Consider the following 25,573-nt stretch of genomic DNA (forward strand, 5'->3'; position numbering starts at 1 on the left):
GGGCTGTGCCCAGCATCGCTTCCATGCGTGGATTCCTTGCTTCCTCGATCGGTGTCGCGACCGCGGCCGCACTGGCCCTTCCGCTCGCGCTCTCCACTCCGGCCCTGGCCGCCGCGTCCGAGGGCGCGGCGGCCCCCGTGACCCCCGCGGGGTCCACCCAGTCCCTGCCGCTCGCCCCCCTCGGTCCCTCCGGCGGACGGATCCCCGGCGTACCGGGCATGAGCGCCTCGCCCGGCGGCCCCGAAGCGCGGGGGCTCGCCGCCCGGGACGTGAAGACCTTCTCGCTGGTCGGCGTCGTCTGGGACGACGCCGCCACCCGGCTCGTCGGCCGGGTCCAGGTCCGCACCCGCGCCGCGGGCACGGCCACCTGGTCCGGCTGGCAGGACGTCGAGACCCACAACGGCGAACACGCCGCCGACCCCGACGCGGTGGAGCGCGGCTCGCGCAGGGTCCGCGGCAGCACCGCCCCGCTGTGGGTCGGCGCCTCCGACGGGATCGAGGTCCGGGTCCACGCCGAGACCGGCGGCGAGGACACCCGGGCCGCGTCCCGGCTCCCCTCGGGCCTGCGCATCGAACTCGTCGACCCGGGCGCGGCGGAGCCCGTCGCCGTCCTCGACGGCAAGAACGCCGGCCGGCCGGCGTCGCCGGCCGGCGACGACAAGGGCGACGCGGCGCTCGTGCCCGAGATGACCATGGAGGGGGCCGAGTCCTCCGCCGCGAACGTCCCGCACGCCACGCTCGGCGCGCTGGAGATCGGCGCGCTGAACAAGGCCGACTCCACCGCCGACGCGGTCCTCGCCAGCGACGGGGCCCTCAGCGCGGCCGCCCGCCCGTTCATCGGCCCGCGCCCGCGGATCGTCACCCGGCGCGGCTGGGGCGCCGACGAGAGCCTGCGCGAGACGGGCTTCGTCTACACGAACACCGTCAAGGCGGCGTTCGTCCACCACACCGCCTCCGGCAACAACTACGCCTGCAAGGACGCCCCGGCGGTGCTGCGCAGTCTCTACCGCTACCACGTGGTCAGCGAGGGCTGGCGGGACATCGGCTACAACTTCGCCGTCGACCGCTGCGGGACGGTCTACGAGGGGCGGGCGGGCGGGGTCGCCAAGCCGGTGCTCGGCGCGCACACCATGGGGTTCAACGCGGACAGCATGGGCATCGCGGTGATCGGCTCCTTCGGCGGCGCCGCCCCGCCGAGGGCGGCGGTGGACGCGGTGGCGCGGCTCACGGCCTGGAAGCTCGGGCTGTTCGGCGCGGACCCGCGGGCGAAGACGACGCTGAGGTCGGGCGGGGGGAACCGGTTCCCGAAGGGGACCAGCGTGAAGATGAACGTGATCTCGGGGCACCGCGACGGGTTCGCCACGGAATGCCCGGGCAAGCAGCTGTACAACCAGCTCCCGCCGACCCGCACGACATCGGCGAAACTCCAGGGCCGCTGACGACCCGGGCGAAGGCGAACCCGGCCCCGGCGGCGTTTGAGGCGCGGGGCCCGGGGCGGAGCCCCAGGGGGCTGCAGCCCGGCCGGCGTTTGAGGCGCGGGACCCGGGAGCCGGCCCCCGGAGGGCTACGCTCGGGGGATGGCCGGCCGTTTCGACCCCCTCACCCGTACCGCCGTCCGCGGCGGCCGCACCGACGTACCCCCCGGCGCCGCGACCCCCGCCGGAGGCGGCTCGCGGCGCCGGTGGAGCCCCGGCGGGCCCGTCGACCTGGGGCTCATCCTCGGCCCGCTGCGCCGCGGCCCCGCCGACCCCACCTTCCGCGTCACCCCCGACGGCTCCGTCTGGCGGGCCACCCGCACCCCGCAGGGACCCGCCACGCTCCGGATCGGCCGCGCCGGCGAGGAGGTGGAGGGGGAGGCCTGGGGGCCCGGCGCCGAGTGGGCGCTCGCGGAGCTGCCCCGGCTGCTCGGTGCCGACGACGATCCCGCCGCCTTCGTCCCCCGCCACCGCCTCGTGCACGCCAGCCACCGCCGCCGCCCCGGGCTGCGCCTGACCCGTACCGGGCTGGTCCTGGAGTCGCTGGTGCCGGTGGTGCTGGAGCAGAAGGTGACCAGCGACGAGGCCTACCGGTCCTGGCGCCGCCTGGTCCGCCGGTACGGGGAGCCCGCCCCCGGGCCGCAGGAGCTGTGGGTGATGCCCGACGCCCGGACCTGGGCGCTGATCCCGTCCTGGGACTGGCACCGGGCCGGGGTGGACGCGAAGCGTTCGGCGACGATCGTGCGCGCCGCACGGGTGGCGGACCGGCTGGAGGAGGCCGCCGCGATGGACCTGCCGCGGGCGGCCGCACGGCTGGAGGCCGTGCCCGGCATCGGCCCGTGGACCTCCGCCGAGACCCTCCAGCGCAGCAACGGCGCCGCCGACGCGCTCACCACGGGCGACCTCCACCTGCCCGGCATCGTCGGCTACGCCCTCACGGGCGAGCGGGACGCCGACGACGAGCGGATGCTGGAGCTGCTCGCCCCGTACGAGGGCCAGCGCCACCGGGCCGCCCGGCTCATCCTCCTCGCGGGCCGTACCCCGCCCCGCCGCGCGCCCCGCATGCCGCGCGGCGACATCGGCCGCCTCTAGCGGACCTCGACGAACGCGTCCGCGGCCCGCCCCGGCCGCGGCGCCGGGGCCGCGGCCGGGTGGCCGACCGCCACCGCGCCCATCGGGTCCCAGTCCTGCGGCAGCGCGAGCACCTTGCGCACCACGTCCCGGCAGAACATCGTCGAGGACACCCACGCCGAGCCGAGCCGCTCACCGGCCAGCGCCACCAGGAAGTTCTGCACGCCGGCGCCCATCGCGACGACGAACATCTCCCGTTCGGCCGCGTCCCGCCGCGCGTGCCCGTAGTCGTGCGCGCCGTCCGTCACCAGGCAGGGCACCACCAGGTACGGGGCCCGGCGCAGCACGTCCCCGCGCCGCACCCGCTTGGCGATGGACTCCTCGGACCTGCCGTCGGCGCGCAGGTCGGCGATCCACGCGTCCCGCATCGCGTCCAGCAGTTCCCGGCGCGCGGCCGCCGACTCCAGCAGCACGAAGCGCCACGGCGTCGTGTGGTGCGGTGCCGGAGCCGTCACGGCCGCGGCGACGGCCCGCCGTACCGCGCCCGGGTCCACGGGCTCGTCGGTGAAGTCGCGCACGGTGCGCCGCTGGGTGACGGCTTCCCGTACGGCCTCCGAGGTGCCCAGGCGGAACATGTCGTCGGCCGGCGCGCGCACCAGGTCCCGCGCCGAGGACCCTTCGCCGCGTACGTGTCCCAGCCCGCGCACGACGGCCACGGGCAGCCCCGCCGCCTTGCCCTTGACCAGGTCGCCGGCGGCGGCCAGTTCGTCGGCGGTGGCGACGACGGTGGCGCTCAGCGGGTTGCCGTGCGCGTCGGTGCCGCCGCGCAGGTCGTCCAGGACCCGTACCCCGGCCGCGCCGATCGCGACGTCCGTCAGCCCGCTGCGCCAGGGCCGCCCGAACGTGTCGGTGACGATCACGCCGACGTCCACGGAGAGCAGTTCGCGCAGTCCCGCCCGGATCCGGGCCGCCGAGGCGTCCGGGTCCTCGGGCAGCAGGAGGACGGTGCCGGGGGCGGTGTTGGAGGCGTCGACGCCGGCGGCGGCCATCACCAGGCCCCGCCGGTCCTCCACGATCCGCAGCGCGCCCCGGCGCGCGACGACGCGTACGGTCTCGGCGTCTATGGCCTCCTCGCGGGAGGCCGCCGTGACGATCCGGCCCTCCGCCTTGGAGACGATCTTCGAGGTGACGAGCAGGACGTCCCCGTCGCGCAGGCCGGGTGAGGTCCCGGCGATCAGGGCCGCCAGGTCGTCGCCGGGCCGGACCTCGGGGATCCCGGCCAGGGCGCGCACCTCGTACGAGGGGGCGGGCAGGGTCACCGGGAGGCCTCGGCGAGCTCCAGCGCGGCCCGCGCCATCGCGGCGGTGGCCTCGGTGTCGGTCATCATCAGCGGTACGGCCCGGCAGGTGATGCCGGCGGCCTCCACCTCGGCGACCGCGTCGGCGTCGGCGGTGTCCACGAGCCAGCCGTCGAGCAGCCCGGTCCCGTAGTGCAGGGCGACGGCGGCCGCGGTGGCCTCGACGCCGACGGCGGCCAGCACCTTGTCGGCCATGCCGCGCACGGGGGCGCCGCCGACGATGGGGGAGAGGCCGACGACGGGGGCGTCGGCGGCCGCGACGGCCTCCCGGATGCCCGGCACGGCGAGGATGGTGCCGACCGAGACGACGGGGTTCGACGGCGGGAAGAGGATCACGTCGGCGGCGGCGATGGCCTCCAGCACGCCGGGTGCCGGCTTGGCCTGCTCGGCGCCCACGGGGACGACGGCCTCGGCGTCCACCGCGGCGCGCATCCTGACCCAGTACTCCTGGAAGTGGACGACGCGGCGTTCGCCGGACTCCGGGTCGGTGATGGCGACGTGGGTCTCGACGCGGTCGTCGGACATGGGCAGCAGCCGGACGCCGGGCTGCCAGCGGTCGCAGAGGGCCTCGGTGACGGCGCTGAGCGGGTAGCCGGCGCCGAGCATCTGCGTACGGACGATGTGGGTGGCGAAGTCGCGGTCGCCGAGGCCGAACCAGGTGGGTCCGACCCCGTACGCCGCGAGTTCCTCCTTGACGGTGAAGGACTCGTCGGTGCGGCCCCAGCCCTGGTCCTCGTTGATGCCACCGCCGAGGGTGTACATCACGGTGTCCAGGTCGGGGCAGACCTTCAGCCCGAACAGGTGAATGTCGTCACCGGTGTTGCCGATGACCGTGATCTCCGCGTCGGGGACCGCGGACAGGAGTCCGCGCAGGAAACGGGCGCCGCCGATGCCGCCGGCCAGAACAACAATGCGCATGCGGACAGTCTGTCAGCCGTGGGCCGCCGCCCGGTGGGGGGTGGTGGCCGGGTGACGGGCGGGTGCGTCAGGCCGGTACGTGTTCCCCGCGGGCCGGGGAGCAGCTGTGCATGGGCATCTCGGTCAGGCCGGGGAAGTACACGTGCAGGCTGACGGCGCCGTCGAGGGTGTCGTTGACGACCTCGTGGGAGTAGCCGGGGGCGAAGACGCGCTGGGAGCCGGGGCCGAGGGCGAGCGGGCCGCGGGCGCTGTGCTCGGTGAGCTCGCCGTCCAGGACGGTCAGCACGCCGGAGGAGCCGCCGTGGCCGTGGCGGCCGCTGCCCTGGCCGGGGACCCAGCTGAGCAGCCAGACCTCGTAGCCGGGGCCGGTGCGCAGGCGGTGGTACCAGCGGGTGGTGGCGTCGTAGCGGACCAGGTGCTCCCAGCCGGCGCGGTCCTCGGCGATGGACCGGGCGAGGCCGGCGAACTCGGCGACGGTGGCCGGGTGTTCGCGGGCGGGCTGGAGGAGGTGCTGGACGGCGAGGATGTCGCCGGCGATCTGGAGGTCGCTCTCGATCACGGCGGCCGTGATGGGGGAGGTGGCGGCGGGGGCGCTGTTCATCGTGGGGGTGTCCTCGACGGATGTCAGTCGTGCGGGGCGGTTGCTGTGGGGGAGTAGCCGGTGCTCGGACGGAGCCGGGGCTCCGGAGGCATCAACAGCTGCAACAGCAACAGCGAACCTGGGCAGCGCACAGGAACCCACGAATGGGGGTCCGGGTGGCGGCTGCGGGCGCTGACATGCGTACAAGGAGAACGGGGAAAGGGGTGGACTGTCAACCCAATGTCCGGTTTGAGGGAAAAGTTTCACCTCATCCGGTTACCGTGCGCGGAGAAAGGTTTGTGCAGTCGGGCCCGGGGGATGTGCCGTTCAGTCCCGCCCGAGCCGCCTTCAAACCCGCTGCCGACACTCGTAACCGGAATGTGATCCGCGCCGCATCTTCGGCCGAATCGCAACCCCACCCCGGGGTGACTCGTCGGCAACGAGAGAGGGTGGCGCCCGCGCGACACCTGAGCCATGTGTCACGATTTTTGGCGATATGAACACTTTCTGCATAGGCTTGGTTCCGCAGAGTGAATAAGGCGCCCAATAGCAGATCTCGGCTTGACTGCGCCGGAGCCACGCACTTGTAATTTCACTCGTGTCGTTACCTGGCGATCAGTAACGGCAACACCACGGGGACGCACAGAAGAGCGAGGGGCGCACATGACCGAGCTGTTTCAGGAACTGCTGGTCGAGGAGGCGGACGAGGAGCTCGGATGGCAGGAGCGCGCGCTGTGCGCCCAGACCGACCCCGAGTCCTTCTTTCCCGAGAAGGGCGGCTCCACCCGCGAGGCCAAGAAGGTCTGCCTGGCCTGTGAAGTCCGCTCCGAATGCCTGGAGTACGGCCTCGCCAACGACGAGCGATTCGGCATCTGGGGCGGCCTCTCCGAGCGCGAGCGCCGCAGGCTGAAGAAGGCGGCGGTCTGATCCGGCCGCACCGGCCGCACCGCCCCCGCCGGGACGCCCGTCCCGCCGCCCACCCCATACCCGCCGCCCACCCCATATCCGGCGGCCCGGCCCCCACGGCGCCAGGCCCACCGCGCACCACCGCACACCGCACTACTCGCACCACCGGTACACAGAGCAAACGGTCCGCCTCCCGCACCTTCCCCGCAGGAGGCGGACCGTCGCGTTCCGGCCCCTGCGCACACGAGGCGGACCGTCCCCTTCCCAGCCGTTAGGGTGGGGCGCTGTCCAGCAGCCTCCGAGGGCACAACACCCCCGGATCCCCGGCCGGAGGGCCCGTACCGCGATGTCCCTGCACAGCAACTCGACGGCCTCCCACCAGGCGGCCGCCACCCCCGAGTTCCCCCGGCACGTCGTCACCGCGGTCCTCGTCGCCCACGACGGAGCCCGCTGGCTGCCCCAGACCCTCGCCGGTCTCCTCGCCCAGGAACGCCCCCCGCAGAGCCACGTCGCCGCCGACACCGGCAGCGCCGACGACTCCGCGCGCCTGCTCGACCAGGCCTTCGGCGACGACCGCGTCCTGCACCTCGCCCGGCGCACCGGCTTCGGCGCCGCCGTCGACGAAGCCGTCCGCAGCGCGGCCGTCCTGACCGCCGAGGACCTCCCGTACCTCAAGCGGCCCAGCGGCTGGGACCCCGTCAGCCGCACCTGGCGCGACGACGCCTACGACCTCCCCGACCTCCCCCACGGCGAACCCGTTCAGTGGCTCTGGCTGCTCCACGACGACAGCGCCCCCGAACCCGACGCCCTCGCCGAACTCCTGCGCGTCGCCGACGAGAACCCCGACGCCGCCGTCATCGGCCCCAAACTGCGCGGCTGGTACGACAAGAAGCAGCTCCTCGAAGCCGGCGTCACCATCGCCCGCAGCGGCCGCCGCTGGACCGGCCTCGACCGCCGCGAACAGGACCAGGGCCAGCACGACCAGGTCCGCCCCGTCCTGTCCGTCTCCACCGCCGGCATGCTCGTGCGCCGCGACGTCTACGACGCCCTCGGCGGCTTCGACCGCCGCCTGCCCCTCATGCGCGACGACGTCGACCTGTGCTGGCGCGCCCACAGCGCCGGCCACACCGTCCTCGTCGCCCCCGACGCCGTCCTGCGCCACGCCGAGGCCGCCGCCCGCGAACGCCGCACCGTCGACTGCGCCGGCCGCTCCGCCGTCGACCCCCACCGCGTCGACAAGGCCGGCGCCGTCTACACCCTGCTGGCCAACTGCTCCGGCCGCGCCCTGCCCTACGTCCTGCTGCGCCTGGTCCTCGCCACCCTCCTGCGCACCCTCGGCTACCTCGTCGGCAAGGCCCCCGGCCAGGCCGTCGACGAGTTCACCGGCCTCCTCGCCACCCTGCTGCGCCCCGGCAGGATCCTCGCCGCCCGCAAGGCCCGCCGCCGGCCCGCCGTCCCCGCCGCCGACCTGCGCCCCCTCTTCCCCCCGCCCGGAGCCACCCTGCGGGCGGGCGCCGAACAGCTCGCCGGCCACTTCGGCTCAGGCCAGGGCGCCGACACCGCCCCCGCCGGACGGCACGGCGGAGCCGTCGAATCCGGACCCGGCGGCGACGACGCCGACTACCTGGAGATCGAACAGTTCGGCCGGCTCAAGCGGATCGCCCGCAGACCCGCCCCCGTCCTCTTCGCCCTCCTGCTGCTGGTCTCCCTCGCCGCCTGCCGCGCCCTGATCGGCGGCGGCACCCTGATGGGCGGCGCCCTGCTCCCCGCCCCGCCCGGCGCCCTCGACCTGTGGCACGCCTACACCGGTGACTGGCAGCCCGTCGGCCTCGGCACCACCGCCGGCGCGCCCCCCTACCTCGCGGTCCTCGCCGCCTTCGCCGCGCCCCTGCTCGGCTCCACCAAGGCCGCCCTGACCCTGCTGCTCGTCTGCTCCGTCCCCCTCTGCGGGCTCACCGCCTACTTCGCCTCCCGCCCCCTCGTCCCCTCCCGGCTGCTGCGCGCCTGGGCCGCCGTCGCCTACGCCTTCCTGCCCGCCGTCACCGGAGCGCTCGCCGGGGGCCGCCTGGGCACCGCCGTCCTCGCCGTCCTGCTGCCGCTCCTCGCCCGCTCCGCCGTCGCCGCCTTCGGCTTCGCCGACCGCGAGAGCACCGGATCCTGGCGGGCCGTGTGGACGTACACCCTGCTGCTGACCCTGACCACCGCCTTCACCCCCGTCGTGTGGCCGCTCGCCGCCGTCCTCGGCACCGGCGCGCTCCTCGTACGCCGCGCGCGCTGGAAGGCGTACGCCCCCCGGCTGCTCGCCACCCTCGCCGTCCCCCTGGCCGTCCTCGCACCCTGGTCGCTGGGCCTGCTCACCCACCCCGCCCGCTTCCTGCGCGAGGCCGGACTGCCCTACGGCAGCGGCTCCGCCACCGCCCTCGGCCTGCTCGGCGCCAGCCCCGGCGGCCCCGGCACCACCGGCGGACTGCTGTTCGCCGGGACCGTCCTCGCCGCCCTGGCCGCACTGCTGCGCGCGGACCGGCGCTTCGCCGTGGCCGTCGCCTGGACCACCGCCCTGACCGCCCTGTTCCTGGCCGTCCTGCTCAACCGCGACGGCTGGGCGGGCCCCGCGACCCTCGTCCAGGGACTCGCACTGATCGCGGCCGCCGTGGTCGGCGCCGACGGCGCCCGGGAACGGGTCGCCGCCCGCAGCTTCGGCTGGCGCCAGCCGCTCGCCGCCCTCGTCGCCCTCGGCGCGGCCCTCGGCCCGCTGCTCCTCGCCGCCGTCTGGACCGTCGCCGGGGCCGACGGACCGCTCGGACGGCGCGACCCCGTCCAGGTCCCGGCCTTCGTCGCCGCCCAGTCCGACGACAGCAACCGCACCCGCACCCTCGTCCTCGGCGGCGACTCGCCCGCCACCGTCTCCTACACCCTGGTCCGCGGCTCCGGCGTCCGCCTCGGCGACGCCGAACTCCTCGCCGAGGCCGGTTCCGGACCCCGCCTCGCCCAGGCCGTCTCCAGCCTCGTCTCCGGCTCCGGAGCCGACCAGTCCGAGCAGCTCGGCGCGTTCGCCGTCCGCTACGTGATGATCCCGCCCGGCGGCTCCCCCGCGATGCGCCGCACCCTCGACGGGACCCCCGGCCTGCGCCAGCGCCACCAGGACGACGGCACCGCCATCTGGGAGGTCCAGCGGCTGCCCGCCCGCGTCGCGATCCTCCCCGGGAAGCAGGGCCAGGCCACCGTCGCCGTCGACGCCGGCCCCGTCGAGGCCCACGCCAAGGTCCCGGCCGGCGAGGAGGGCCGCACCCTGCGCGTCGCCGACCGCGCCGATGCGGGCTGGCACGCCACCCTCGACGGCAAGCCCCTGAAGCCCAAGGCCCTCGAAGGCCGCGACGCCTGGGCCCAGGGCTTCGCCCTCCCCAGGGAGGGCGGCCGCCTCGCCCTCGTCCACACCGACTCCCTGGCCCGCGACGCCTGGCACTGGACGCAAGGGCTCCTCGCGCTGGTGCTGCTGGTGATGGCCCTGCCCGGCCGCCGCGCCCGCCTCGACGACGACCTGCCCGAGGAGGACGCCGCCCCCGCCGGGGACGGTGCCGGCGCCGCCGTGCCCGGACAGGGCCGCCGCGCCCGCCGGGCCGCCCCCGCGGAGCCCGCGCCCGACCCGGCCCCCGCCGAGGCCGTCGCCGACCCGTACGCGCAGATCCCGGCGCAGCAGGTGTACGGGGAGGAGTCGTACGCCTACCAGGAGCCCTGGTCCCCGTACGCGGACGGGCAGCAGGCGCAGCAGCCGCATCAGGCCGAGCAGGGCGACCCGTACGCCCAGCCCTACGCGCAGCCGTACACCCAGCCCTACGCCGCCCCGCCCCACCCGGACGCGCAGCACCCGGGCGCGCAGCAGCCGTACGGCCACGGGCAGCAGTTCGGCTTCCCGCAGCAGCAGCCGCCCCACCCGTACGAGTACGACCAGCCGTACGACACCTACGGACAGCACGACCCGCGTCCGGACGGGAGCCCCCAGCAGTGAAGCAGCGCGCCCCCCTCACGCTCGCGGCCGTGACCGCGGCCCTGGCCGCCGCCTGCGGCCTGGCCGTCCTCACCGCCCCCGCCGCCACCCCGGCCGGGGGCACCGGCGGGCCGCCCGCCGCCCGCATGCCCGTGGAGCGGTCCGTGCTGGTGTGCCCGGCACCGAGCGCCTCCGACATCGCCGAGACCACGTACACCTCCCTCACCCCCGGCAAGGGCGGCGGCAAGGGCACGGCCCGGCTGCTGACCAAGGAGGGCAAGACGGTCCTGCAGCCCAAGGAACCCGGCAGGCCCGTCGGCGCCACCGCCTCCGGAGCCGAGGCGCCCGCGCTGACCGGCACCGCCGACGGGGTCCTCGCCCCCGGCTGGACCGCCCAGCAGACCACCAAGGTCGCCGTCGGCCAGACCCGCGGCCTGCTCGGAGTGGCCTGCACCGCGCCCGGCACCGACTTCTGGTTCCCCGGCGTCAGCACCGCCAAGGGCCGCCAGGACTACATCCACCTCACCAACCCGGACGACACCGTCGCCGAGGTGGACATCAAGCTGTACGGCCCCGACGGGCTCGTCAAGGGCAAGCCCGGCACCGCCGACACCGTCATCGCGGTCGACCCCCGCTCCACCACCAAGGTGCTGCTGTCCTCCCTCGCCCCCGACGCCCCGCTCACCGACGTCACCGCGCACGTGACGACCGGCTCCGGCCGGGTCGGCGCCTCCGCGCAGATCGGCGAGGACGGGGTGGGCGCCGACTGGCTGCCCGCCTCGGCCGGACCGGCGGGCTCCGCCGTCCTGCCCGGCATCCCCGCCGACGCGACCTCCGTACGCCTGGTCGCCTTCGCCCCCGGCGAGGACGACGCCGACCTGCGCCTGAAGCTGGCCGGCCCCACCGGCTCCATCAGCCCGGCCGGCGCCGAGCAGCTGCACCTCAAGGCCGGCATGACCGCGAGCGTGGACCTCAAGGACGTGACCCGCGGCGAGGCGGGCTCCCTGCTGCTGGCCCCCGCCGACCCGAAGAAGGCCGTACCCGTCGTCGCCGCCCTGCGCGTGGTGCGCGGCACCGGGACCAAGCAGGAACTGGGCTTCATCCCCGCCGCCGCCCCCGTCGGCGCCCGGGCCACCGTCGCCGACGACCGCCTCGACGACAAGGCCACCGCCCTGGCCCTCACCGCCTCCGGCGGCGCCGACGCCAAGGTCCGCGTCACCGCCTCGGCCGGGACCGAGGGCGGCGAGGGCGCCGTCAAGGAGGTCACGGTCAAGGCGGGCACCACCCTCGCGGTGACACCGCCACCGGCCCCCGCGGGCGGCAAGGGCGCCTACGCCCTGACCCTGGAGACCCTCTCCGGCGGCCCCGTCCACGCGGCCCGCACCCTGACCCTCCCGCACGAGGGCATCCCGATGTTCACCGTCCAGACCTTCGGCGACGACCGCTCCACCGTCGCGGTGCCCCGGGCCGTCGAGGACCCCTCGATCCTCGTCCGCTGACCACCGTCCCGGTACGGGCCTCAGTCCTGCCCGTACCGGGGGTCCACCGTCTCAGGCGACAGCCCCAGCAGCTCCGCCACCTGCTCGACCACGATCTCGTGCACCAGCAGCGCCCGCTCGTCCCGGGTCTTCGCCCGGATCTCCACCGGCCGCCGGAACACCACGATCCGGGCCGGCCGCCCGTCCCGGGCGTCGATCAGCCCGCCCAGCGGCACGGCCTCGTCGTTCCACCCGGCGTCGGGCCCGCCCGGCGGCCCCGGCACGTCCGCGATCACGAACTCCACCTCGGCGAGCTGCGCCCAGCGCCGCTCCAGCCGCTCCACCGAATCCCGTACGAGGTCGCCGAAGAGCTCCGCCCGGCTCGCCGACAGCGGCACCTGCGGCGGCGCCAGCGGCCCCCGCATCCCCCGGCCGTGCCGGTCGCGCCGCCGCGGCCGCGGCTCCTGGGGGATCTCGGCGGAAGGAACGGGGCGGGGAGGAAGGGAGCTGTCCGTCACCCCCGCAGGGTAGCCCTCACCCCACCTCCCGGAAGGGCCTCGATCCGGTCACGGCCCGGTGTCGCGGCGGTGTCACCCCACGAACGATCCGGCCAAGATCGGGTACCGGTGCGGACCCGGCGGCCCCCGCGGCGGCCCCCGCGGGAGGCGACACGGGGGACCGGCCGGGGGGCGAGTCGTCGCGGCCCGGTCAAGAGTGCGGTACCGTCCAACGTCGTGAGCCTTGTACGTCGCTGTTCGCGCACCGCGTGCGGCCGCCCTGCCGTCGCCACACTGACGTACGTCTACGCCGACTCGACCGCAGTTCTCGGCCCGCTCGCCACCTACGCCGAACCCCACTGCTACGACCTGTGCGCCGAGCACTCCGAGCGCCTGACCGCCCCGCGCGGCTGGGACGTCGTCCGCCTGTCGGACGGCTCCGGCCCGTCCCGCCCCAGCGGTGACGACCTGGAAGCCCTCGCGAACGCCGTGCGCGAGGCCGCCCGTCCGCCGGAGCGCGCGGCCGAGGCCGGCGGTTCCGGCCAGGGTCCCCAGGTGACCGGCGAGACGCGCCGCGGCCACCTGCGCGTCCTGCGTTCGCCCGACTCCTGACACCAGGATCGTCTGAAAAGCCGCTCTGCGTACAGGGTAGGTTTGCTCCACCGCACAGAACCTTCAGGAGGGCAGGCAGTGGCCGCAGATCTTTCGAACATCGTCAAGGCTTACGACGTACGCGGCGTCGTACCGGACGAGTGGGACGAGCCCCTGGCCGAGCTGTTCGGTGCTGCGTTCGTCGAGGTCACCGGCGCCACGGCGATCGTCGTCGGCCACGACATGCGCCCCTCCTCCCCCGGCCTGTCGGGCGCCTTCGCCCGCGGCGCCGCAGCCCGCGGCGTGGACGTCACCCTGATCGGGCTGTGCTCCACCGACCAGCTGTACTACGCCTCCGGCAAGCTGGACCTGCCCGGCGCGATGTTCACCGCCTCGCACAACCCGGCCCAGTACAACGGCATCAAGCTCTGCCGGGCCGGCGCTGCCCCCGTGGGCCAGGACACCGGCCTCGCCACCATCCGCGAGCTCGCCGAGAAGTGGACCGACGAGGGCGCCCCGGCGATCCCCGCCGGCACCGTCCCGGGCACCGTCACCGAGCTGGACAGCCTCCCCGGCTACGCCGAGCACCTCAAGGGCCTGGTCGACCTCACCTCGATCCGCCCCCTCAAGGTCGTCGTCGACGCGGGCAACGGCATGGGCGGCCACACCGTCCCCACCGTCTTCGAGGGCCTCCCGCTGGACCTCGTCCCCATGTACTTCGAGCTGGACGGGACCTTCCCGAACCACGAGGCCAACCCCCTCGACCCGAAGAACATCGTCGACCTCCAGGCCCGCGTGATCGCCGAGGGCGCCGACCTCGGCCTCGCCTTCGACGGCGACGCCGACCGCTGCTTCGTCGTCGACGAGCGCGGCGAGGGCGTCTCCCCGTCCGCCATCACCGCCCTGGTCGCGGCCCGCGAGCTGGCCCGCAACGGCGGCACGGGCACCGTCATCCACAACCTGATCACCTCGTGGTCCGTCCCGGAGGTCGTCCGCGAGCACGGCGGCACCCCGGTCCGCACCCGCGTCGGCCACTCCTTCATCAAGGCGGAGATGGCCTCCTCCGGCGCCATCTTCGGCGGCGAGCACTCGGCGCACTACTACTTCAAGGACTTCTGGAACGCGGACACCGGCATGCTCGCCGCGCTCCACGTCCTCGCGGCCCTGGGCGGCCAGGAGGGCACCCTGTCCGCCCTCGTCGCCGAGTACGACCGCTACGTCGGCTCCGGCGAGATCAACTCCACCGTCGCCGACCAGGCGGGCCGCACCGCCGCCGTCAAGGCCGCGTACGCCTCCCAGGAGGGCGTGACCTTCGACGAGCTCGACGGCCTGACCGTCTCGGCCGCCGACTGGTGGTTCAACCTCCGCCCCTCGAACACCGAGCCGCTCCTGCGCCTCAACGTCGAGGCCCGCGACGAGGCCACCCTGGCCAAGGTCCGCGACGAGGTCCTCGCCCTCGTCCGCGCCTGAGGTTCCCCTCCCGGCGCCGGCCGAAGCCGGCGCCGGGCAGCGGCCGCCCGAATCCAGCCCCACCAGGCGGCACCTCCCAGCGGTAGCCAGGGGAGTTTGAGGCGCGGGGGTCCGGGGGCAGAGCCCCCCGGAACGGACCCGCACCCGCCGCGGACCCGGCGCCGCCCTGCCGGGGGCGGCCCGGGGACCGGGGCGGAGCCCCGGGGGCCCACCCCCACCTCCGAGCCGCACCGCAGGTGACTCGGCGGTACGCTGACCACGCCCGATCCGCGATCCGCGACCCGTATCCCCGAAGGGAACCGCCCCATGCCGCTCGAAGCCGGCCTGCTGGAGATCCTCGCCTGCCCCGCCTGCCACTCCCCCCTCCGGGACAACTCCGCAGACGAGAGCGCACCCGAGCTGATCTGCACCGGCCAGGACTGCGGCCTCGCGTACCCGGTCCGCGACGGCATCCCGGTCCTCCTCGTGGACGAGGCCCGCCGCCCCGCATAGCACCCCGCCGCACCGCCCGACCCGCGCAGCGCAGACCGCACCCGCCGTCAACACCGCCGGAGGCCGCCATGCTCGACGAGCCACTCCTCGACGCACCGGACGATCTCGCCCGTGCCGACCGCCGCGGCCTCCTCCGCGGCGCCGCCGACGCCGGGGCGAGGGTCCGCACCGCCGCCCGGCACGCGACCGAGGCGGGCCTGGCCGACCTGCGCCCCGACGGGCGCCCCCGGGCCGTCCTCATCGCCGGCCCCGGCACCGCGGCCACCGGTGTCGCCGACCTCCTCGGCGCCCTCGCCGGAGCCTCCGCCCCGGTGATCCGGCTGCACCCGACCGGCGTCGCGCACGCCGCCGGGGCCCTGCGCTGGGCGCTGCCCGGCTGGGCGGGCCCGGTGGACCTGCTCCTCATCGCCACCACCGACGGCACCGAACCCGGCCTCGCGGTCCTCGCCGAGCAGGCCTACCGGCGCGGCTGCTCCGTGGTCGCCGTCGCCCCCGAACGCTCCCCGCTGAGCGAGGCGGTGGACGGCGCGCACGGGGTCCTCGTACCGATGGCCAAGGCCCCGTACCAGGAGTACGACGAGTCCGCCGCGGCCGGTCCCGGCGCCCTGTGGGCCCTGCTGACCCCGCTGCTGGTCCTCCTGGACAAGGTCGGGCTGGTCTCCGCCGCCCCGGACAACCTCCAGCTCGTCGCCGACCGCCTCGACCGCACCGCCGAGCGCTGCGGCCCCGCCATCGCCACCTACTCCAACCCGGCCAAGACCCTCGCCGCGGAGCTCGCCGACTCCCTGCCGCTCATCTGGAGCGAGGGCGCCGGAGCCGGGCCCGCCGGCCGCCGCTTCGCCGCCACCCTCGCCGAACTCGCCGGCCGCCCCGCGCTCGCGGCCGACCTCCCCGAGGCCCTGCCCGCGCACGGCGTCCTGCTCGCCGGGGCCTTCGCCGCCGGAGCCGACCCCGAGGACTTCTTCCGCGACCGCGTCGAGGAGCCCCAGGCCCTGCACGCCCGCGTCGTCCTGCTGCGCGACCGCCCCACCGGCGGCCTCTCCGCCGCCCCCGCCGCCCGCGAACTCGCCCTCAGCCACGACACGGCCATCAGCGAGCTCGAACCCGAGGAGGGCACCGAGCTGGAACAGCTCGCCGAACTCCTCGCCGTCACCGACTTCGCCACCGCGTACCTGGCGCTGGCGTCCCGGGGACACAGCTGAGGCACGCACCCGTGCCCGCACCACATCGCACCAGATCCAGGAAGACGACGATGGACCGCCTGACGAACACGATCCGCCCCTACGCGTGGGGATCCACCACCGCGATCCCGGCCCTCCTCGGGGCCGAGCCCACCGGTGAACCCCAGGCCGAGATGTGGATGGGCGCCCACCCCGGCGCCCCCTCCCGCCTCGACCGCGCAGCCGGCGGGACGACGCTGTCGGCCGTCATCGCCGCCGACCCCGAGGGCGAACTCGGTGCCGCCGCCGTCGCGAAGTTCGGTCCCGCCCTGCCGTTCCTCCTGAAGATCCTCGCCGCCGGAGCCCCCCTCTCCCTCCAGGTCCACCCCGACCTCGCCCAGGCCCGCGCCGGCTTCGAGGACGAGGAGCGCCGCGGCGTCCCCATAGACGCGGGCCACCGCAACTACAAGGACGCCAACCACAAGCCCGAACTGATCTGCGCCCTCACCCCCTTCGACGGCCTGTGCGGCTTCCGGCCGCCCCGGGAGGCCGCGGACCTCCTCGAAGGCCTCGGCGTCGACTCCCTGAAGCCGTACGTCGACCTGCTGCGCGCCCACCCCGAAGAGGCGGCCCTGCGCGAGGTCCTCACCGCCGTCCTCACCGCCGACCGCGAGGAGATGGCCCGCACCGTCACCGAGACCGCGGCCGCCGCCGAGCGCCTCGGTGGCCCGTACGCGCCCTACGCGGGCCTCGTCCACGACTACCCCGGCGACCCGGGCGTGATCGCGGCCATGCTCCTCAACCACGTCCGGCTCCAGCCCGGCGAGGCCATGTTCCTCGGCGCGGGCATCCCGCACGCCTACCTCGACGGCCTCGGCGTCGAGCTCATGGCCAACTCGGACAACGTGCTGCGCTGCGGGCTCACCCCCAAGCACGTCGACGTCCCCGAGCTGCTGAAGGTCGTCGTCTTCGAGCCCAGCGCCCCCGGCGTCCTGCGCCCCGAGGGCGGCGCCGAGGAGGTCTACGAGACCCCCATCGACGAGTTCCGCCTCTCCCGCTTCGTGCTGGCACCCGGCGGCGCCCCCCACACCCTCCCGGACGCCGCCCCGCAGATCCTGCTGTGCACCGCGGGCGCGCCCACCGCCGGGGAACTGACCCTCGCCCCGGGCGAGTCGGTCTTCGTCCCCGCAGGCGAAAAGGTCGAACTGTCCGGTTCTGGCACGGTCTTCCGCGCCACCCTGGTCCTCTGACGTAGCGTCGGCCGCACAGGCAGCTGCAACAATGTGCGGCCGTAGTCAGTGGCTAGGAAGGGACATCGGCACCCATGAGCGCGTCGGGCGGTACCAGGGCGATCGTGGCGGCACTCGCCGCCAACCTCGCCATCGCTGTAGCCAAGTTCGTGGCATTCCTCATCAGCACGTCCTCGTCGATGCTCGCCGAAAGCGTCCACTCGCTGGCCGACTCCGGGAACCAGGGCCTGCTGCTCCTCGGCGGGAAGAAGGCCAAGCGCGAGGCGACCCCCCAACACCCCTTCGGGTACGGGCGGGAACGCTACATCTACGCCTTCCTCGTCTCCATCGTCCTGTTCACCGTCGGCGGCATGTTCGCCCTCTACGAGGGCTACGAGAAGATCCACGACCCGCACCCGATCAAGGCCTGGTACTGGCCCGTCGGCGTCCTCGTCTTCGCGATCGTCGCGGAGAGCCTCTCCTTCCGCACCGCGATCAAGGAATCCAACGAGATCCGCGGCAACCAGACGTGGAGCCAGTTCATCAGGCGCGCCAAGGCGCCGGAGCTGCCGGTCGTGCTCCTGGAGGACTTCGGCGCGCTCATCGGCCTCGTCCTCGCCCTCGCCGGGGTCGGCCTCGCCCTGCTCACCGGCAACGGCGTCTGGGACGGCATCGGCACCGTGTGCATCGGCGTCCTGCTGATCGTCATCGCCGTCGTGCTCGCGCTGGAGACCAAGTCCCTGCTCCTCGGCGAGGCCGCGGGCACCGAAGAGGTCGAGAAGATCAAGGCGGCCCTCGTCGACGGGGACACCGTCACCCGCGTGATCCACATGCGGACCCTGCACCTCGGCCCCGAGGAACTCCTCGTCGCCGCGAAGATCGCCGTCCAGCACGACGACACCGCGACCGAGGTCGCCAACGCCATCAACGCCGCCGAGGCCCGCATCCGCGCGGCCGTACCGATCGCCCGCGTCATCTACCTGGAGCCGGACATCTACCACCCCGAGGCCGCCAAGGCCGACGGGAACTGACCCCGGTCCGGACACACGAGGGCCCCCGCCGCTCACCGAGCCGCGGGGGCCTTCGCACGTCCCTACGGGAGTTGTCCTGCGGTCCTACGAGGGCACGTCCGCACGCCCACCGGGCCCGACCGGCGCCTGCGCGTCCCCCGGACCCGGCTGCGCGGCGACGGGAGCCTGCTCGCCGGCCCCCTCACCGCCGCCCTCGCCCGGCTCCGGCTGCGCCGCCGCCGGAGCGGGGATCACGGCAGGGCCCGCGGCGGGGGCCGCGGCGGCCCGCCCGGCCCGGCCGCGCGCCCGCCGGGCCACGCCCGCCAGCACACCGCCGAGCAGGAGCACCAGAGCGCCCGCCAGCTGCCCCCACACGGCCAGCTTCGCCATCGGGTACGCCACGACCTTGGCGGTGACCTTGTCCGCCGGGACGGGACCGTTGTTCGCGTACTGCGAGCCGTCCGAGTTCATCCGGTTGTCCGCCATCAGGAAGACGTACCCCTTGGGCACCTTCACGTTGAAGGCCACCGCCGACGGGTTCTTCCACTGCTCCAGGTACGGCTCGTCCAGCGGCGTCCCGTTCAGCACCAGCCGGTACTGGCCCGCCACCTTGCTGCTCGGCTTGTACTGGATGCGGTCCCCGCCCACGGCGACGACCCGGTTCATCTGGGTCTTCTGCAGGGACCACGGCACGGAGGCGAGCACGACGTCACCGCGCCGGAGCCCCCCCTTGGCCACCGGTTCCAGGTAGATGCTCTCCCCGTTGGTGTAGGTCGGCGTCATCGTCCAGCCGACCGCCTTGCCCTCCGTGTACCGCGAGGGCGGGTTCACGGCCTTCGCCACCGTCACCCCGCCGAGGATGACCGCTCCGAGCACCAGCAGGACGATCGCCGCGATCCCGCGTCTGCGTCCTGGCCTGTGTTCCATTTCGTCCCTTCCGATGTACCTGCCTTGCATCGTAGGTCGACCGGGAAGCCGCCGATGCCGCCGGGGGGCCGGTGTGCCGAGTCCGTACATACCGATTCGGACACTGCGCACACGCCGTCGGGTCCCGTACCGGAGCGGTACGGGACCCGACGGGAGGGAGCGGAAGGACCGCGGCTAACGGATCTCCCGCAGCACCTCCAGGGCGGCCGCCCGGTCCGGCGCGCCCTGCAGCCGGTCGCGGAAACCGGTGTCCATCAGCTTGCGCGACAACAGCGCCAGGATCCTCAGGTGCTCGTCACCGGCCGCCGCCTCCGGCACCGAGATCATGAAGACCAGCCGGGCTTTCGTACCGTCGAGCGAACCCCACTCGATGCCCTCGGCGGACCGGGCGAAGCCCACCGTGGGGCGGACCACCGCATCCGTCTTGGCGTGGGGGATCGCGATCGACTCGCCGAGCCCGGTCGTCCCCTGCGCCTCGCGGGCGAGGGCGACCCGGACCAGCTCGTCCACGTCCCGCACGTTGCCGGTGGTGGCCAGCATCTCGGCCATTTCCCGGATCGCGGCCTCCTTCGAGTCCGAGACGAGCTCCGTCTTGACCGTCCGCGCGGTCAGGTACCCGGACAGCACCTCCGCCTCCGCGGCCTCCTCCGCCTCCTTCGCCTCCTTCGCCGCGGCGGGGGGCGCCGGGGCGGGGGCGCCGGCGGGCACGGCCCGCGCCGGGACGGCCGTCGCGTCCGCCCCCGCCACCGCGCCCACCAGTACGGGCTCGGGCGCCGGGACCGGGACCGGGACCGGTGCCGGCCCGCCGTGGCGCTCCTTGATCCCGATCAGCAGGTTGGTGGTGAGCGCCGTGACGACGGCACCGGCGGTGATGGCGACGAAGAACATCGCGACCCCGCTGACCGCGCCGAACAGCGCCACGATCGGACCGCCGTGCGGCACCGAGTCCTCGACCCCGGCCACGCCCGCGACCGCACCGGCCACCGCGCCGCCCAGCATGTTCGCCGGGATGACGATCGCCGGCCGGGCGGCGGCGAACGGGATCGCGCCCTCGGAGATGCCGAAGAAGCCCATGAACAGGGCGGCGACACCCGTCTCGCGCTCCTGGGCGCTGTAGAAGCGGCGGCGCAGCAGCGTGGCCAGGCCCTGGCCCAGCGGCATGACGGGGATCGCGGCGGCGGCCATGCCCATGACGGCGTTGTTGGTGCCGATGAGCCCCACCGCGACCAGGAACGCGGTCTTGTTGACCGGGCCGCCCATGTCGAAGGCGATCATCAGGCCGATGATGGCGCCGAGCACGACCGCGCTGGAGCCGGTCATCCCGTTCAGCCAGGCGGTCAGATGCGTGAAGAGCCAGGAGATGGGCCGGCCGATCACGTAGATGTAGACCAGCCCGAGCGTCAGCGTCGACACGATCGGGATCACGATGATCGGCATGATCGGCTGGACGAACCGGGGGACCTTGACCTTCTTGATCCACACGACCAGATAGCCGGCGAGGAATCCGGTCGCGATCGCGCCCAGGAAGCCCGCGTTCGCCTCGGCCCCGTAGATGTTCACGGCATCGGCCGCCAGGAAGCCGCCGAGCATGCCCGGAACCAGGGCGGGCCGGTCGCCGAGCGCGTAGGCGATGTAGCCGGAGAAGATCGGCAGCATCAGCTTGAAGCCGAGGCCGCCCAGCGCGTTGACGTAGAACCAGAACGTGCCCTGGTCGAACTCGATGCCCTTGGACGTGCTGTGCCCGCCGAGCGCGATCGACACCGCGAGCAGCAGACCGCCCACGACCACGAACGGGATCATGTGGGAGACGCCGTTCATCAGCGCCTTGTACGCCGCGCCCCGCTCCCCGCCGGCCCCGCCGCCGGAGGCCACCGTGCCGGGCTGCACCGGTGCGCTGCGCACCCGCTCGATCAGCTCCTTCGGCTTGTGGATGCCGTCCGCGACCCCCGTGGACAGGACCCGCTTGCCCGAGAAGCGGTCGCGGTCGACCTCCTTGTCGGCGGCGATGATCACCCCGTCCGCCGCTCTGACATCGTTGTCAGAGAGCACGTTCTCCGCCCCGATGGAGCCCTGCGTCTCCACCTTGATGTCCACGCCGAGCTCGTCGGCGGCCTGCTGGAGCTTCTCGGCGGCCATGTACGTGTGGGCGATCCCCGTGGGGCAGGCGGTGACGGCCACGAACTTCAGACGCTCGGGCCCGCTTGCGCCCCCGTCACCGGGAGGGCCGGCCGGACTGGTGGTCACTGGAATCTCCTTCAGCCATAGGTCCTGCGGGGCCGCGCGCACGACCCGGTCCACCGGGCATCCTGCCCCAGGCGAGGGGCGCATCAAAAGTCCGAAAGGCCCCGAACCGTTCTGCCGGAGGACCCGAAACCGGGGGCCGACACATTCCCCTCACGACTGGGGCCGCTAGGCCGATCGGTGTAGATTCGTCGTCAGTGTCAGGCGTCGCTGCTGATGGCGGTCGGGCGGTCCCCGTGGCCGGCCGAGGGGAGAGAGGGCCCCCGACGGACTGTGCTCGGCGTACCGTCCCCGACGGCACGCGGCCCAGCCGTACCCACCCTCTCGAACCATGAGGAGCAGCACCCATGGACTTCAAGGTCGCCGACCTTTCCCTTGCCGCCTTCGGCCGCAAGGAGATCACCCTGGCCGAGCACGAGATGCCGGGTCTGATGTCGATCCGCCGCGAGTACGCCGAGGCGCAGCCGCTGGCCGGCGCCCGGATCACCGGTTCGCTGCACATGACCGTGCAGACCGCCGTCCTGATCGAGACCCTCGTCGCCCTCGGCGCCGACGTCCGCTGGGCCTCCTGCAACATCTTCTCCACCCAGGACCACGCGGCCGCGGCCATCGCCGTCGGCCCGAACGGCACCCCGGAGAACCCGCAGGGCGTCCCCGTCTTCGCCTGGAAGGGCGAGACGCTGGAGGAGTACTGGTGGTGCACGGAGCAGGCGCTGACCTGGCCGAACACCCCCACCGGCGGCCCGAACATGATCCTCGACGACGGTGGCGACGCCACCCTCCTCGTCCACAAGGGCGTCGAGTTCGAGAAGGCCGGCGCGGCCCCGGACCCGTCCACCGCGGACTCCGAGGAGTACGCCCACATCCTCACGCTCCTCAACCGCACCCTCGGTGAGGCCCCGCAGAAGTGGACGCAGCTCGCGTCCGAGATCCGCGGCGTGACGGAGGAGACCACCACCGGTGTCCACCGCCTCTACGAGATGATGGCCGAGGGCACGCTGCTGTTCCCGGCGATCAACGTGAACGACGCCGTGACGAAGTCGAAGTTCGACAACAAGTACGGCTGCCGCCACTCCCTCATCGACGGCATCAACCGTGCCACCGACGTCCTGATCGGCGGCAAGGTCGCCGTCGTCTGCGGCTACGGCGACGTCGGCAAGGGCTGCGCCGAATCCCTGCGCGGCCAGGGCGCCCGTGTGATCGTCACCGAGATCGACCCGATCTGCGCCCTCCAGGCGGCGATGGACGGCTACCAGGTCGCCACCCTCGACGACGTCGTGGAGATCGCCGACATCTTCATCACGACCACGGGCAACAAGGACATCATCATGGCCTCGGACATGGCCAAGATGAAGCACCAGGCGATCGTGGGCAACATCGGCCACTTCGACAACGAGATCGACATGGCCGGCCTCGCGAAGATCGAGGGCATCGTCAAGGACGAGGTCAAGCCCCAGGTCCACACCTGGAAGTTCCCCGACGGCAAGGTCCTCATCGTCCTGTCCGAGGGCCGTCTGCTGAACCTGGGCAACGCCACCGGCCACCCGTCGTTCGTGATGTCGAACTCCTTCGCGGACCAGACCCTGGCCCAGATCGAGCTCTTCACCAAGCCCTCGGAGTACCCGACCGACGTCTACGTGCTGCCCAAGCACCTCGACGAGAAGGTCGCCCGCCTCCACCTCGACGCCCTCGGCGTCAAGCTCACCACCCTGCGCCCCGAGCAGGCCGCCTACATCGGCGTCAAGGTCGAGGGCCCGTTCAAGCCCGACCACTACCGCTACTGATCCCCACGGATCCACAGCACCGAGCCAGGCCCCCGGCACTCCGCCGGGGGCCTGCCCCGTACCTCCCGTACGCACCCTCCGTACGCACGCAAGGACCCAGCCCCATGCCCCGCGGCCGCTACTCGCTCCACGACCCGCACGACCACACCCCCCTCGGCGAGGAGCACTTCCACTGCGCCCCCGGCCCCTCGGGATGGCGCTACGTCGCGCAGCTGACCCACCCCGACGGCGGCCACCGCGGCTCGGTCGACCTGGCCGTCGACGCCCTCGGCCGCCCCATCCGCCTCGAACTGAACGCGGCCGGCTGGCAGGTCCGCGGCGCCGCCGTCGACGGCGTCACCTGGGTCCGCACCGACCCCACCGGAACGGAGGCCACCGAGGGCAACGTCCGGGCCCCCGGCTTCACCGGCACCTCCCCGGCCTTCCTCATCGCCACGGCCCGCCTGCTGCGCCTCGTGCCCGGCGGCCCCGCGACCCGCGTCCGGCTGGTCGCCCTCACCGACCCGGTGCTCGCGGCCCGCACGGTCGACCAGGCCTGGGCCCTGCTGTCCCGCGCGGAGCACCCGACGGACAGCGGCCCGCTCGTGGTGGACGAGTACCGGGTCACCGCCCTGGACACCGGCGAGGTGCACACGGTCCACATCGCCGGGGACGTGGTCCTCGCGGCGCCCGGCATCGAGCTCGAACACCTGGAGACCCCGCCGTCCACCTTCCCAGAGGGCGACTTCCCGGAGGACGACGACTTCGACGCCGGGATCTAGCCGGGCGGAGCGAACCCGGTCCGCCGCACGGGAGCCTCGGCGGGAGCGGGAGCCGGAGCGGGAGCCGGCATCGGCGCGGAGCCGGCCGCCGGCGCGGTGAACGGCGCGGCGACCGGCATCGGCATCGGCATCGGCATCGGCCCGGAGACCGCGGCCGCCACCGGGCCGGGCCCGGGCGGGGCGTGAACGGCGAAGGCCCGCGCCGCGTCCCGGGTCTGCCGCTCGTGCACCACCGCCATCAGGAACGCGGCGGCCGTCACCCCGGGCGGCGGCGGCGTCCCGGTCCGGGCCACCACGTCGTCCGCGAGCCGGGCCGCCATCGCGGCACCCGTGTGCGGGTCGAGCTGGTCCATCCGGGTCAGGTACTGGCGGATCGCCAGCCACAGCCCCTCCGGCACCGCCGACAGGTCCAGCCCGGTGAACCGCCCGGCCAGCCAGGGCGGCGGAGGCGGCACCGGCATGACCCGGGCCCCCGGCACCCGTTCCCGGATCACCAGCGTCCCCGCGAACACGTCACCGAGCCGCCGCCCCCGTTCCGAGACCAGCGAGGCGATGCAGGCGATGGTCCCGAAGGTCATCAGCAGTTCCACGACCCCCATGGCCCCCCGTACGAGCGCGTGCCGGAAGCGGATCGGACCGCCGTCCTCGCGGACCACCCGCAGACCGCAGGCCAGCTTCCCCAGCGACCGCCCGTGGCTCAGCGTCTCGACCGCGATCGGTACGCCGACCAGCACCAGCAGCAGGCTCGCCACCGACACGGCCGCCTGCGCGGCGTCGTCCAGCGAGGCCGTCGCGAAGACCAGCGCGAACGTGACGACCAGGTAGCAGCCGACGTACACGAACAGGTCCAGCAGGACGGCCAGGGCCCGGCTCGGCAGCCGCGCCGACCGCAGACCCAGGACGACCGCGTCCCCCGTCACGAGATCGCTCACCACTGCACCTTTCCCCGACCTGACCCGCCCCTGTGCGCTCCAGTCTGCCAAGCTGGCCGCAGGAGCAGTAGGCCGAACCGTGCGGCCTGGGGCAGGGGAGCGGAAACCGGATGGATCTCGACGTCTTCGTGGCCGCCCACCAGGCGCAATGGGCCCGCCTGGAGCAGCTCCTCGGCCGCGGCCGGCACCTGACGGGAGCGGAGGCGGACGAGCTCGTCGCGCTCTACCAGCGCACCTCCACACACCTCTCCCTGATCCAGTCGAGCGCCCCCGACCCGATGCTCACGGGCCGGCTCACCCAGCTCGTCGCGCGCGCCCGCGCCACCGTGACCGGCACCCGCCGCGCGAGCTGGCGCGACGCGGCCCGCTTCTTCACCGCGGGCTTCCCCGCGGCCGTGTACCGCAGCCGCCGCTGGTGGATACCGACGGCGCTGCTCTCCACGGCGCTCGGGATCCTCATCGGCTGGTGGATAGCCACCCACCCCGAGGTGCAGGGCGCGATCGCCGCCCCCGACCACCTCAAGGAGCTGACCAGGCCAGGTGGCCAGTACGAGACGTACTACTCCAGCCACCCGGCGGCCTCGTTCGCCGCCCAGGTCTGGACGAACAACGCCCAGGCCGCCGCGGTCTGCCTGGTCCTGGGTGCCTTCCTGGGCCTTCCCGTCCTGTGGATCCTCTTCCTGAACATGGCGAACCTGGGCGTCGGCAT

General features: G+C 74.3%; 21 protein-coding genes (1 of these 21 cut by a window edge). 14 read left to right on the top strand and 7 right to left on the bottom strand.

Features of this window, described 5'->3' with window-relative positions; genetic code table 11:
• The first annotated feature begins 23 nt into the window (after nt 1–23).
• Nucleotides 24–1,439 (top strand): peptidoglycan recognition protein family protein, encoded by a 1,416-nt coding sequence (locus SLAV_RS22745; protein ID WP_030231708.1) that lies wholly within the window; start codon nt 24–26, stop codon nt 1,437–1,439.
• A 138-nt stretch (nt 1,440–1,577) separates the two neighbouring features.
• Nucleotides 1,578–2,567 (top strand): DNA-3-methyladenine glycosylase family protein, encoded by a 990-nt coding sequence (locus tag SLAV_RS22750; protein WP_030231705.1) that lies wholly within the window; start codon nt 1,578–1,580, stop codon nt 2,565–2,567.
• Here the strand turns inward: SLAV_RS22750 and SLAV_RS22755 are convergent.
• The 3 genes from SLAV_RS22755 to SLAV_RS22765 form a co-directional block, all read right to left on the bottom strand.
• The gene (locus tag SLAV_RS22755; RefSeq protein ID WP_030231703.1) at nt 2,564–3,865 is read right to left on the bottom strand and encodes a coenzyme F420-0:L-glutamate ligase; all 1,302 of its coding nucleotides are present in this window, start codon (nt 3,863–3,865) and stop codon (nt 2,564–2,566) included. The two genes, SLAV_RS22750 and SLAV_RS22755, sit on opposite strands and share 4 nt — an antisense overlap.
• Nucleotides 3,862–4,821 carry a 2-phospho-L-lactate transferase gene (gene cofD / locus SLAV_RS22760; protein ID WP_030231700.1) on the bottom strand — a complete coding sequence of 320 codons (960 nt, stop codon included), beginning with the start codon at nt 4,819–4,821 and terminating at the stop codon, nt 3,862–3,864. The genes SLAV_RS22755 and cofD overlap by 4 nt, the downstream gene beginning before the upstream one ends.
• Nucleotides 4,822–4,888: 67 nt before the next feature.
• Nucleotides 4,889–5,422 carry a cupin domain-containing protein gene (locus tag SLAV_RS22765; protein ID WP_051841056.1) on the bottom strand — a complete coding sequence of 178 codons (534 nt, stop codon included), beginning with the start codon at nt 5,420–5,422 and terminating at the stop codon, nt 4,889–4,891.
• Nucleotides 5,423–6,064: 642 nt separating this feature from the next.
• Between SLAV_RS22765 and SLAV_RS22770 the strand changes: the two genes are divergently transcribed.
• The 3 genes from SLAV_RS22770 to SLAV_RS22780 all read left to right on the top strand — a co-directional run bounded on the left by SLAV_RS22770 (nt 6,065) and on the right by SLAV_RS22780 (nt 11,791).
• Nucleotides 6,065–6,328 (top strand): WhiB family transcriptional regulator, encoded by a 264-nt coding sequence (locus SLAV_RS22770; RefSeq protein ID WP_030231695.1) that lies wholly within the window; start codon nt 6,065–6,067, stop codon nt 6,326–6,328.
• Between the two features lie 325 nt (nt 6,329–6,653).
• The gene (locus tag SLAV_RS22775) at nt 6,654–10,313 is read left to right on the top strand and encodes a glycosyltransferase family 2 protein (protein WP_051841055.1); all 3,660 of its coding nucleotides are present in this window, start codon (nt 6,654–6,656) and stop codon (nt 10,311–10,313) included.
• Nucleotides 10,310–11,791 (top strand): DUF5719 family protein, encoded by a 1,482-nt coding sequence (locus tag SLAV_RS22780; RefSeq protein ID WP_030231683.1) that lies wholly within the window; start codon nt 10,310–10,312, stop codon nt 11,789–11,791. The genes SLAV_RS22775 and SLAV_RS22780 overlap by 4 nt, the downstream gene beginning before the upstream one ends.
• Nucleotides 11,792–11,811: 20 nt before the next feature.
• Here the strand turns inward: SLAV_RS22780 and SLAV_RS22785 are convergent, their stop codons facing one another.
• Entirely contained in the window at nt 11,812–12,288 is a 477-nt protein-coding gene (locus SLAV_RS22785; RefSeq protein ID WP_051841054.1) for a metallopeptidase family protein, read from the bottom strand.
• A 216-nt stretch (nt 12,289–12,504) separates the two neighbouring features.
• Here SLAV_RS22785 and SLAV_RS22790 point away from each other — a divergent pair, with 216 nt between their 5' ends.
• The 6 genes from SLAV_RS22790 to SLAV_RS22815 all read left to right on the top strand — a co-directional run bounded on the left by SLAV_RS22790 (nt 12,505) and on the right by SLAV_RS22815 (nt 18,240).
• Nucleotides 12,505–12,879, top strand: coding sequence for a DUF3499 domain-containing protein (locus SLAV_RS22790; RefSeq protein WP_030231678.1), 375 nt, complete (start codon nt 12,505–12,507; stop codon nt 12,877–12,879).
• Between the two features lie 78 nt (nt 12,880–12,957).
• A complete protein-coding gene (locus tag SLAV_RS22795) occupies nt 12,958–14,328 on the top strand; it encodes a phosphomannomutase/phosphoglucomutase (RefSeq protein ID WP_030231676.1) in 1,371 nt (456 codons plus the stop codon).
• A gap of 306 nt (nt 14,329–14,634) precedes the next feature.
• Nucleotides 14,635–14,820 (top strand): Trm112 family protein, encoded by a 186-nt coding sequence (locus SLAV_RS22800; protein ID WP_030231673.1) that lies wholly within the window; start codon nt 14,635–14,637, stop codon nt 14,818–14,820.
• 68 nt (nt 14,821–14,888) lie between these two features.
• The gene (locus tag SLAV_RS22805; protein WP_030231671.1) at nt 14,889–16,022 is read left to right on the top strand and encodes an SIS domain-containing protein; all 1,134 of its coding nucleotides are present in this window, start codon (nt 14,889–14,891) and stop codon (nt 16,020–16,022) included.
• Between the two features lie 50 nt (nt 16,023–16,072).
• Entirely contained in the window at nt 16,073–17,230 is a 1,158-nt protein-coding gene (gene manA / locus SLAV_RS22810) for a mannose-6-phosphate isomerase, class I (RefSeq protein ID WP_030231669.1), read from the top strand.
• Between the two features lie 74 nt (nt 17,231–17,304).
• A complete protein-coding gene (locus SLAV_RS22815) occupies nt 17,305–18,240 on the top strand; it encodes a cation diffusion facilitator family transporter (RefSeq protein ID WP_030231666.1) in 936 nt (311 codons plus the stop codon).
• A gap of 84 nt (nt 18,241–18,324) precedes the next feature.
• Here the strand turns inward: SLAV_RS22815 and lepB are convergent, their stop codons facing one another.
• Nucleotides 18,325–19,146 carry a signal peptidase I gene (gene lepB, locus SLAV_RS22820; protein ID WP_030231664.1) on the bottom strand — a complete coding sequence of 274 codons (822 nt, stop codon included), beginning with the start codon at nt 19,144–19,146 and terminating at the stop codon, nt 18,325–18,327.
• A 174-nt stretch (nt 19,147–19,320) separates the two neighbouring features.
• Nucleotides 19,321–21,390: a fructose-specific PTS transporter subunit EIIC gene (locus tag SLAV_RS22825; protein WP_030231661.1), complete on the bottom strand. Its 2,070-nt coding sequence runs from the start codon at nt 21,388–21,390 to the stop codon at nt 19,321–19,323.
• Nucleotides 21,391–21,734: 344 nt separating this feature from the next.
• On the opposite strand from SLAV_RS22825, the gene ahcY reads away from it, so the two are divergent.
• Together ahcY and SLAV_RS22835 are read left to right on the top strand one after the other, a co-directional pair.
• Nucleotides 21,735–23,171 carry an adenosylhomocysteinase gene (gene ahcY / locus SLAV_RS22830; protein ID WP_100660945.1) on the top strand — a complete coding sequence of 479 codons (1,437 nt, stop codon included), beginning with the start codon at nt 21,735–21,737 and terminating at the stop codon, nt 23,169–23,171.
• A 104-nt stretch (nt 23,172–23,275) separates the two neighbouring features.
• Nucleotides 23,276–23,932 carry a hypothetical protein gene (locus tag SLAV_RS22835; protein ID WP_030242300.1) on the top strand — a complete coding sequence of 219 codons (657 nt, stop codon included), beginning with the start codon at nt 23,276–23,278 and terminating at the stop codon, nt 23,930–23,932.
• Here SLAV_RS22835 and SLAV_RS22840 read toward each other — a convergent pair.
• A complete protein-coding gene (locus tag SLAV_RS22840) occupies nt 23,929–24,864 on the bottom strand; it encodes an RDD family protein (protein WP_030242302.1) in 936 nt (311 codons plus the stop codon). The genes SLAV_RS22835 and SLAV_RS22840 overlap by 4 nt on opposite strands.
• 110 nt (nt 24,865–24,974) lie before the next feature.
• Between SLAV_RS22840 and SLAV_RS22845 the strand changes: the two genes are divergently transcribed.
• On the top strand, nt 24,975–25,573 hold the 5' portion of the coding sequence (locus SLAV_RS22845; protein WP_030242304.1) for a stage II sporulation protein M. The gene runs 409 nt beyond the window's last position; only the first 599 of its 1,008 coding nucleotides appear in the window; the start codon lies at nt 24,975–24,977; the stop codon falls past the right edge of the window.

It is taken from the genome of Streptomyces lavendulae subsp. lavendulae (genome assembly GCF_002803845.1).
Lineage (GTDB): Bacteria > Actinomycetota > Actinomycetes > Streptomycetales > Streptomycetaceae > Streptomyces > Streptomyces lavendulae.

Excerpts from the sequence above, each read along its gene's own strand:
- SLAV_RS22745 (WP_030231708.1), top strand. The coding sequence starts at position 24 with ATGCGTGGATTCCTTGCTTCCTCGATCGGTGTCGCGACCGCGGCCGCA.
- SLAV_RS22805 (WP_030231671.1), top strand. The coding sequence starts at position 14,889 with ATGCTCGACGAGCCACTCCTCGACGCACCGGACGATCTCGCCCGTGCC.
- lepB (WP_030231664.1), bottom strand. The coding sequence starts at position 19,146 with ATGGAACACAGGCCAGGACGCAGACGCGGGATCGCGGCGATCGTCCTG.
- manA (WP_030231669.1), top strand. The coding sequence starts at position 16,073 with ATGGACCGCCTGACGAACACGATCCGCCCCTACGCGTGGGGATCCACC.
- SLAV_RS22765 (WP_051841056.1), bottom strand. The coding sequence starts at position 5,422 with ATGAACAGCGCCCCCGCCGCCACCTCCCCCATCACGGCCGCCGTGATC.
- SLAV_RS22815 (WP_030231666.1), top strand. The coding sequence starts at position 17,305 with ATGAGCGCGTCGGGCGGTACCAGGGCGATCGTGGCGGCACTCGCCGCC.
- SLAV_RS22770 (WP_030231695.1), top strand. The coding sequence starts at position 6,065 with ATGACCGAGCTGTTTCAGGAACTGCTGGTCGAGGAGGCGGACGAGGAG.
- SLAV_RS22800 (WP_030231673.1), top strand. The coding sequence starts at position 14,635 with ATGCCGCTCGAAGCCGGCCTGCTGGAGATCCTCGCCTGCCCCGCCTGC.
- ahcY (WP_100660945.1), top strand. The coding sequence starts at position 21,735 with ATGGACTTCAAGGTCGCCGACCTTTCCCTTGCCGCCTTCGGCCGCAAG.
- SLAV_RS22750 (WP_030231705.1), top strand. The coding sequence starts at position 1,578 with ATGGCCGGCCGTTTCGACCCCCTCACCCGTACCGCCGTCCGCGGCGGC.
- cofD (WP_030231700.1), bottom strand. The coding sequence starts at position 4,821 with ATGCGCATTGTTGTTCTGGCCGGCGGCATCGGCGGCGCCCGTTTCCTG.
- SLAV_RS22775 (WP_051841055.1), top strand. The coding sequence starts at position 6,654 with ATGTCCCTGCACAGCAACTCGACGGCCTCCCACCAGGCGGCCGCCACC.
- SLAV_RS22835 (WP_030242300.1), top strand. The coding sequence starts at position 23,276 with ATGCCCCGCGGCCGCTACTCGCTCCACGACCCGCACGACCACACCCCC.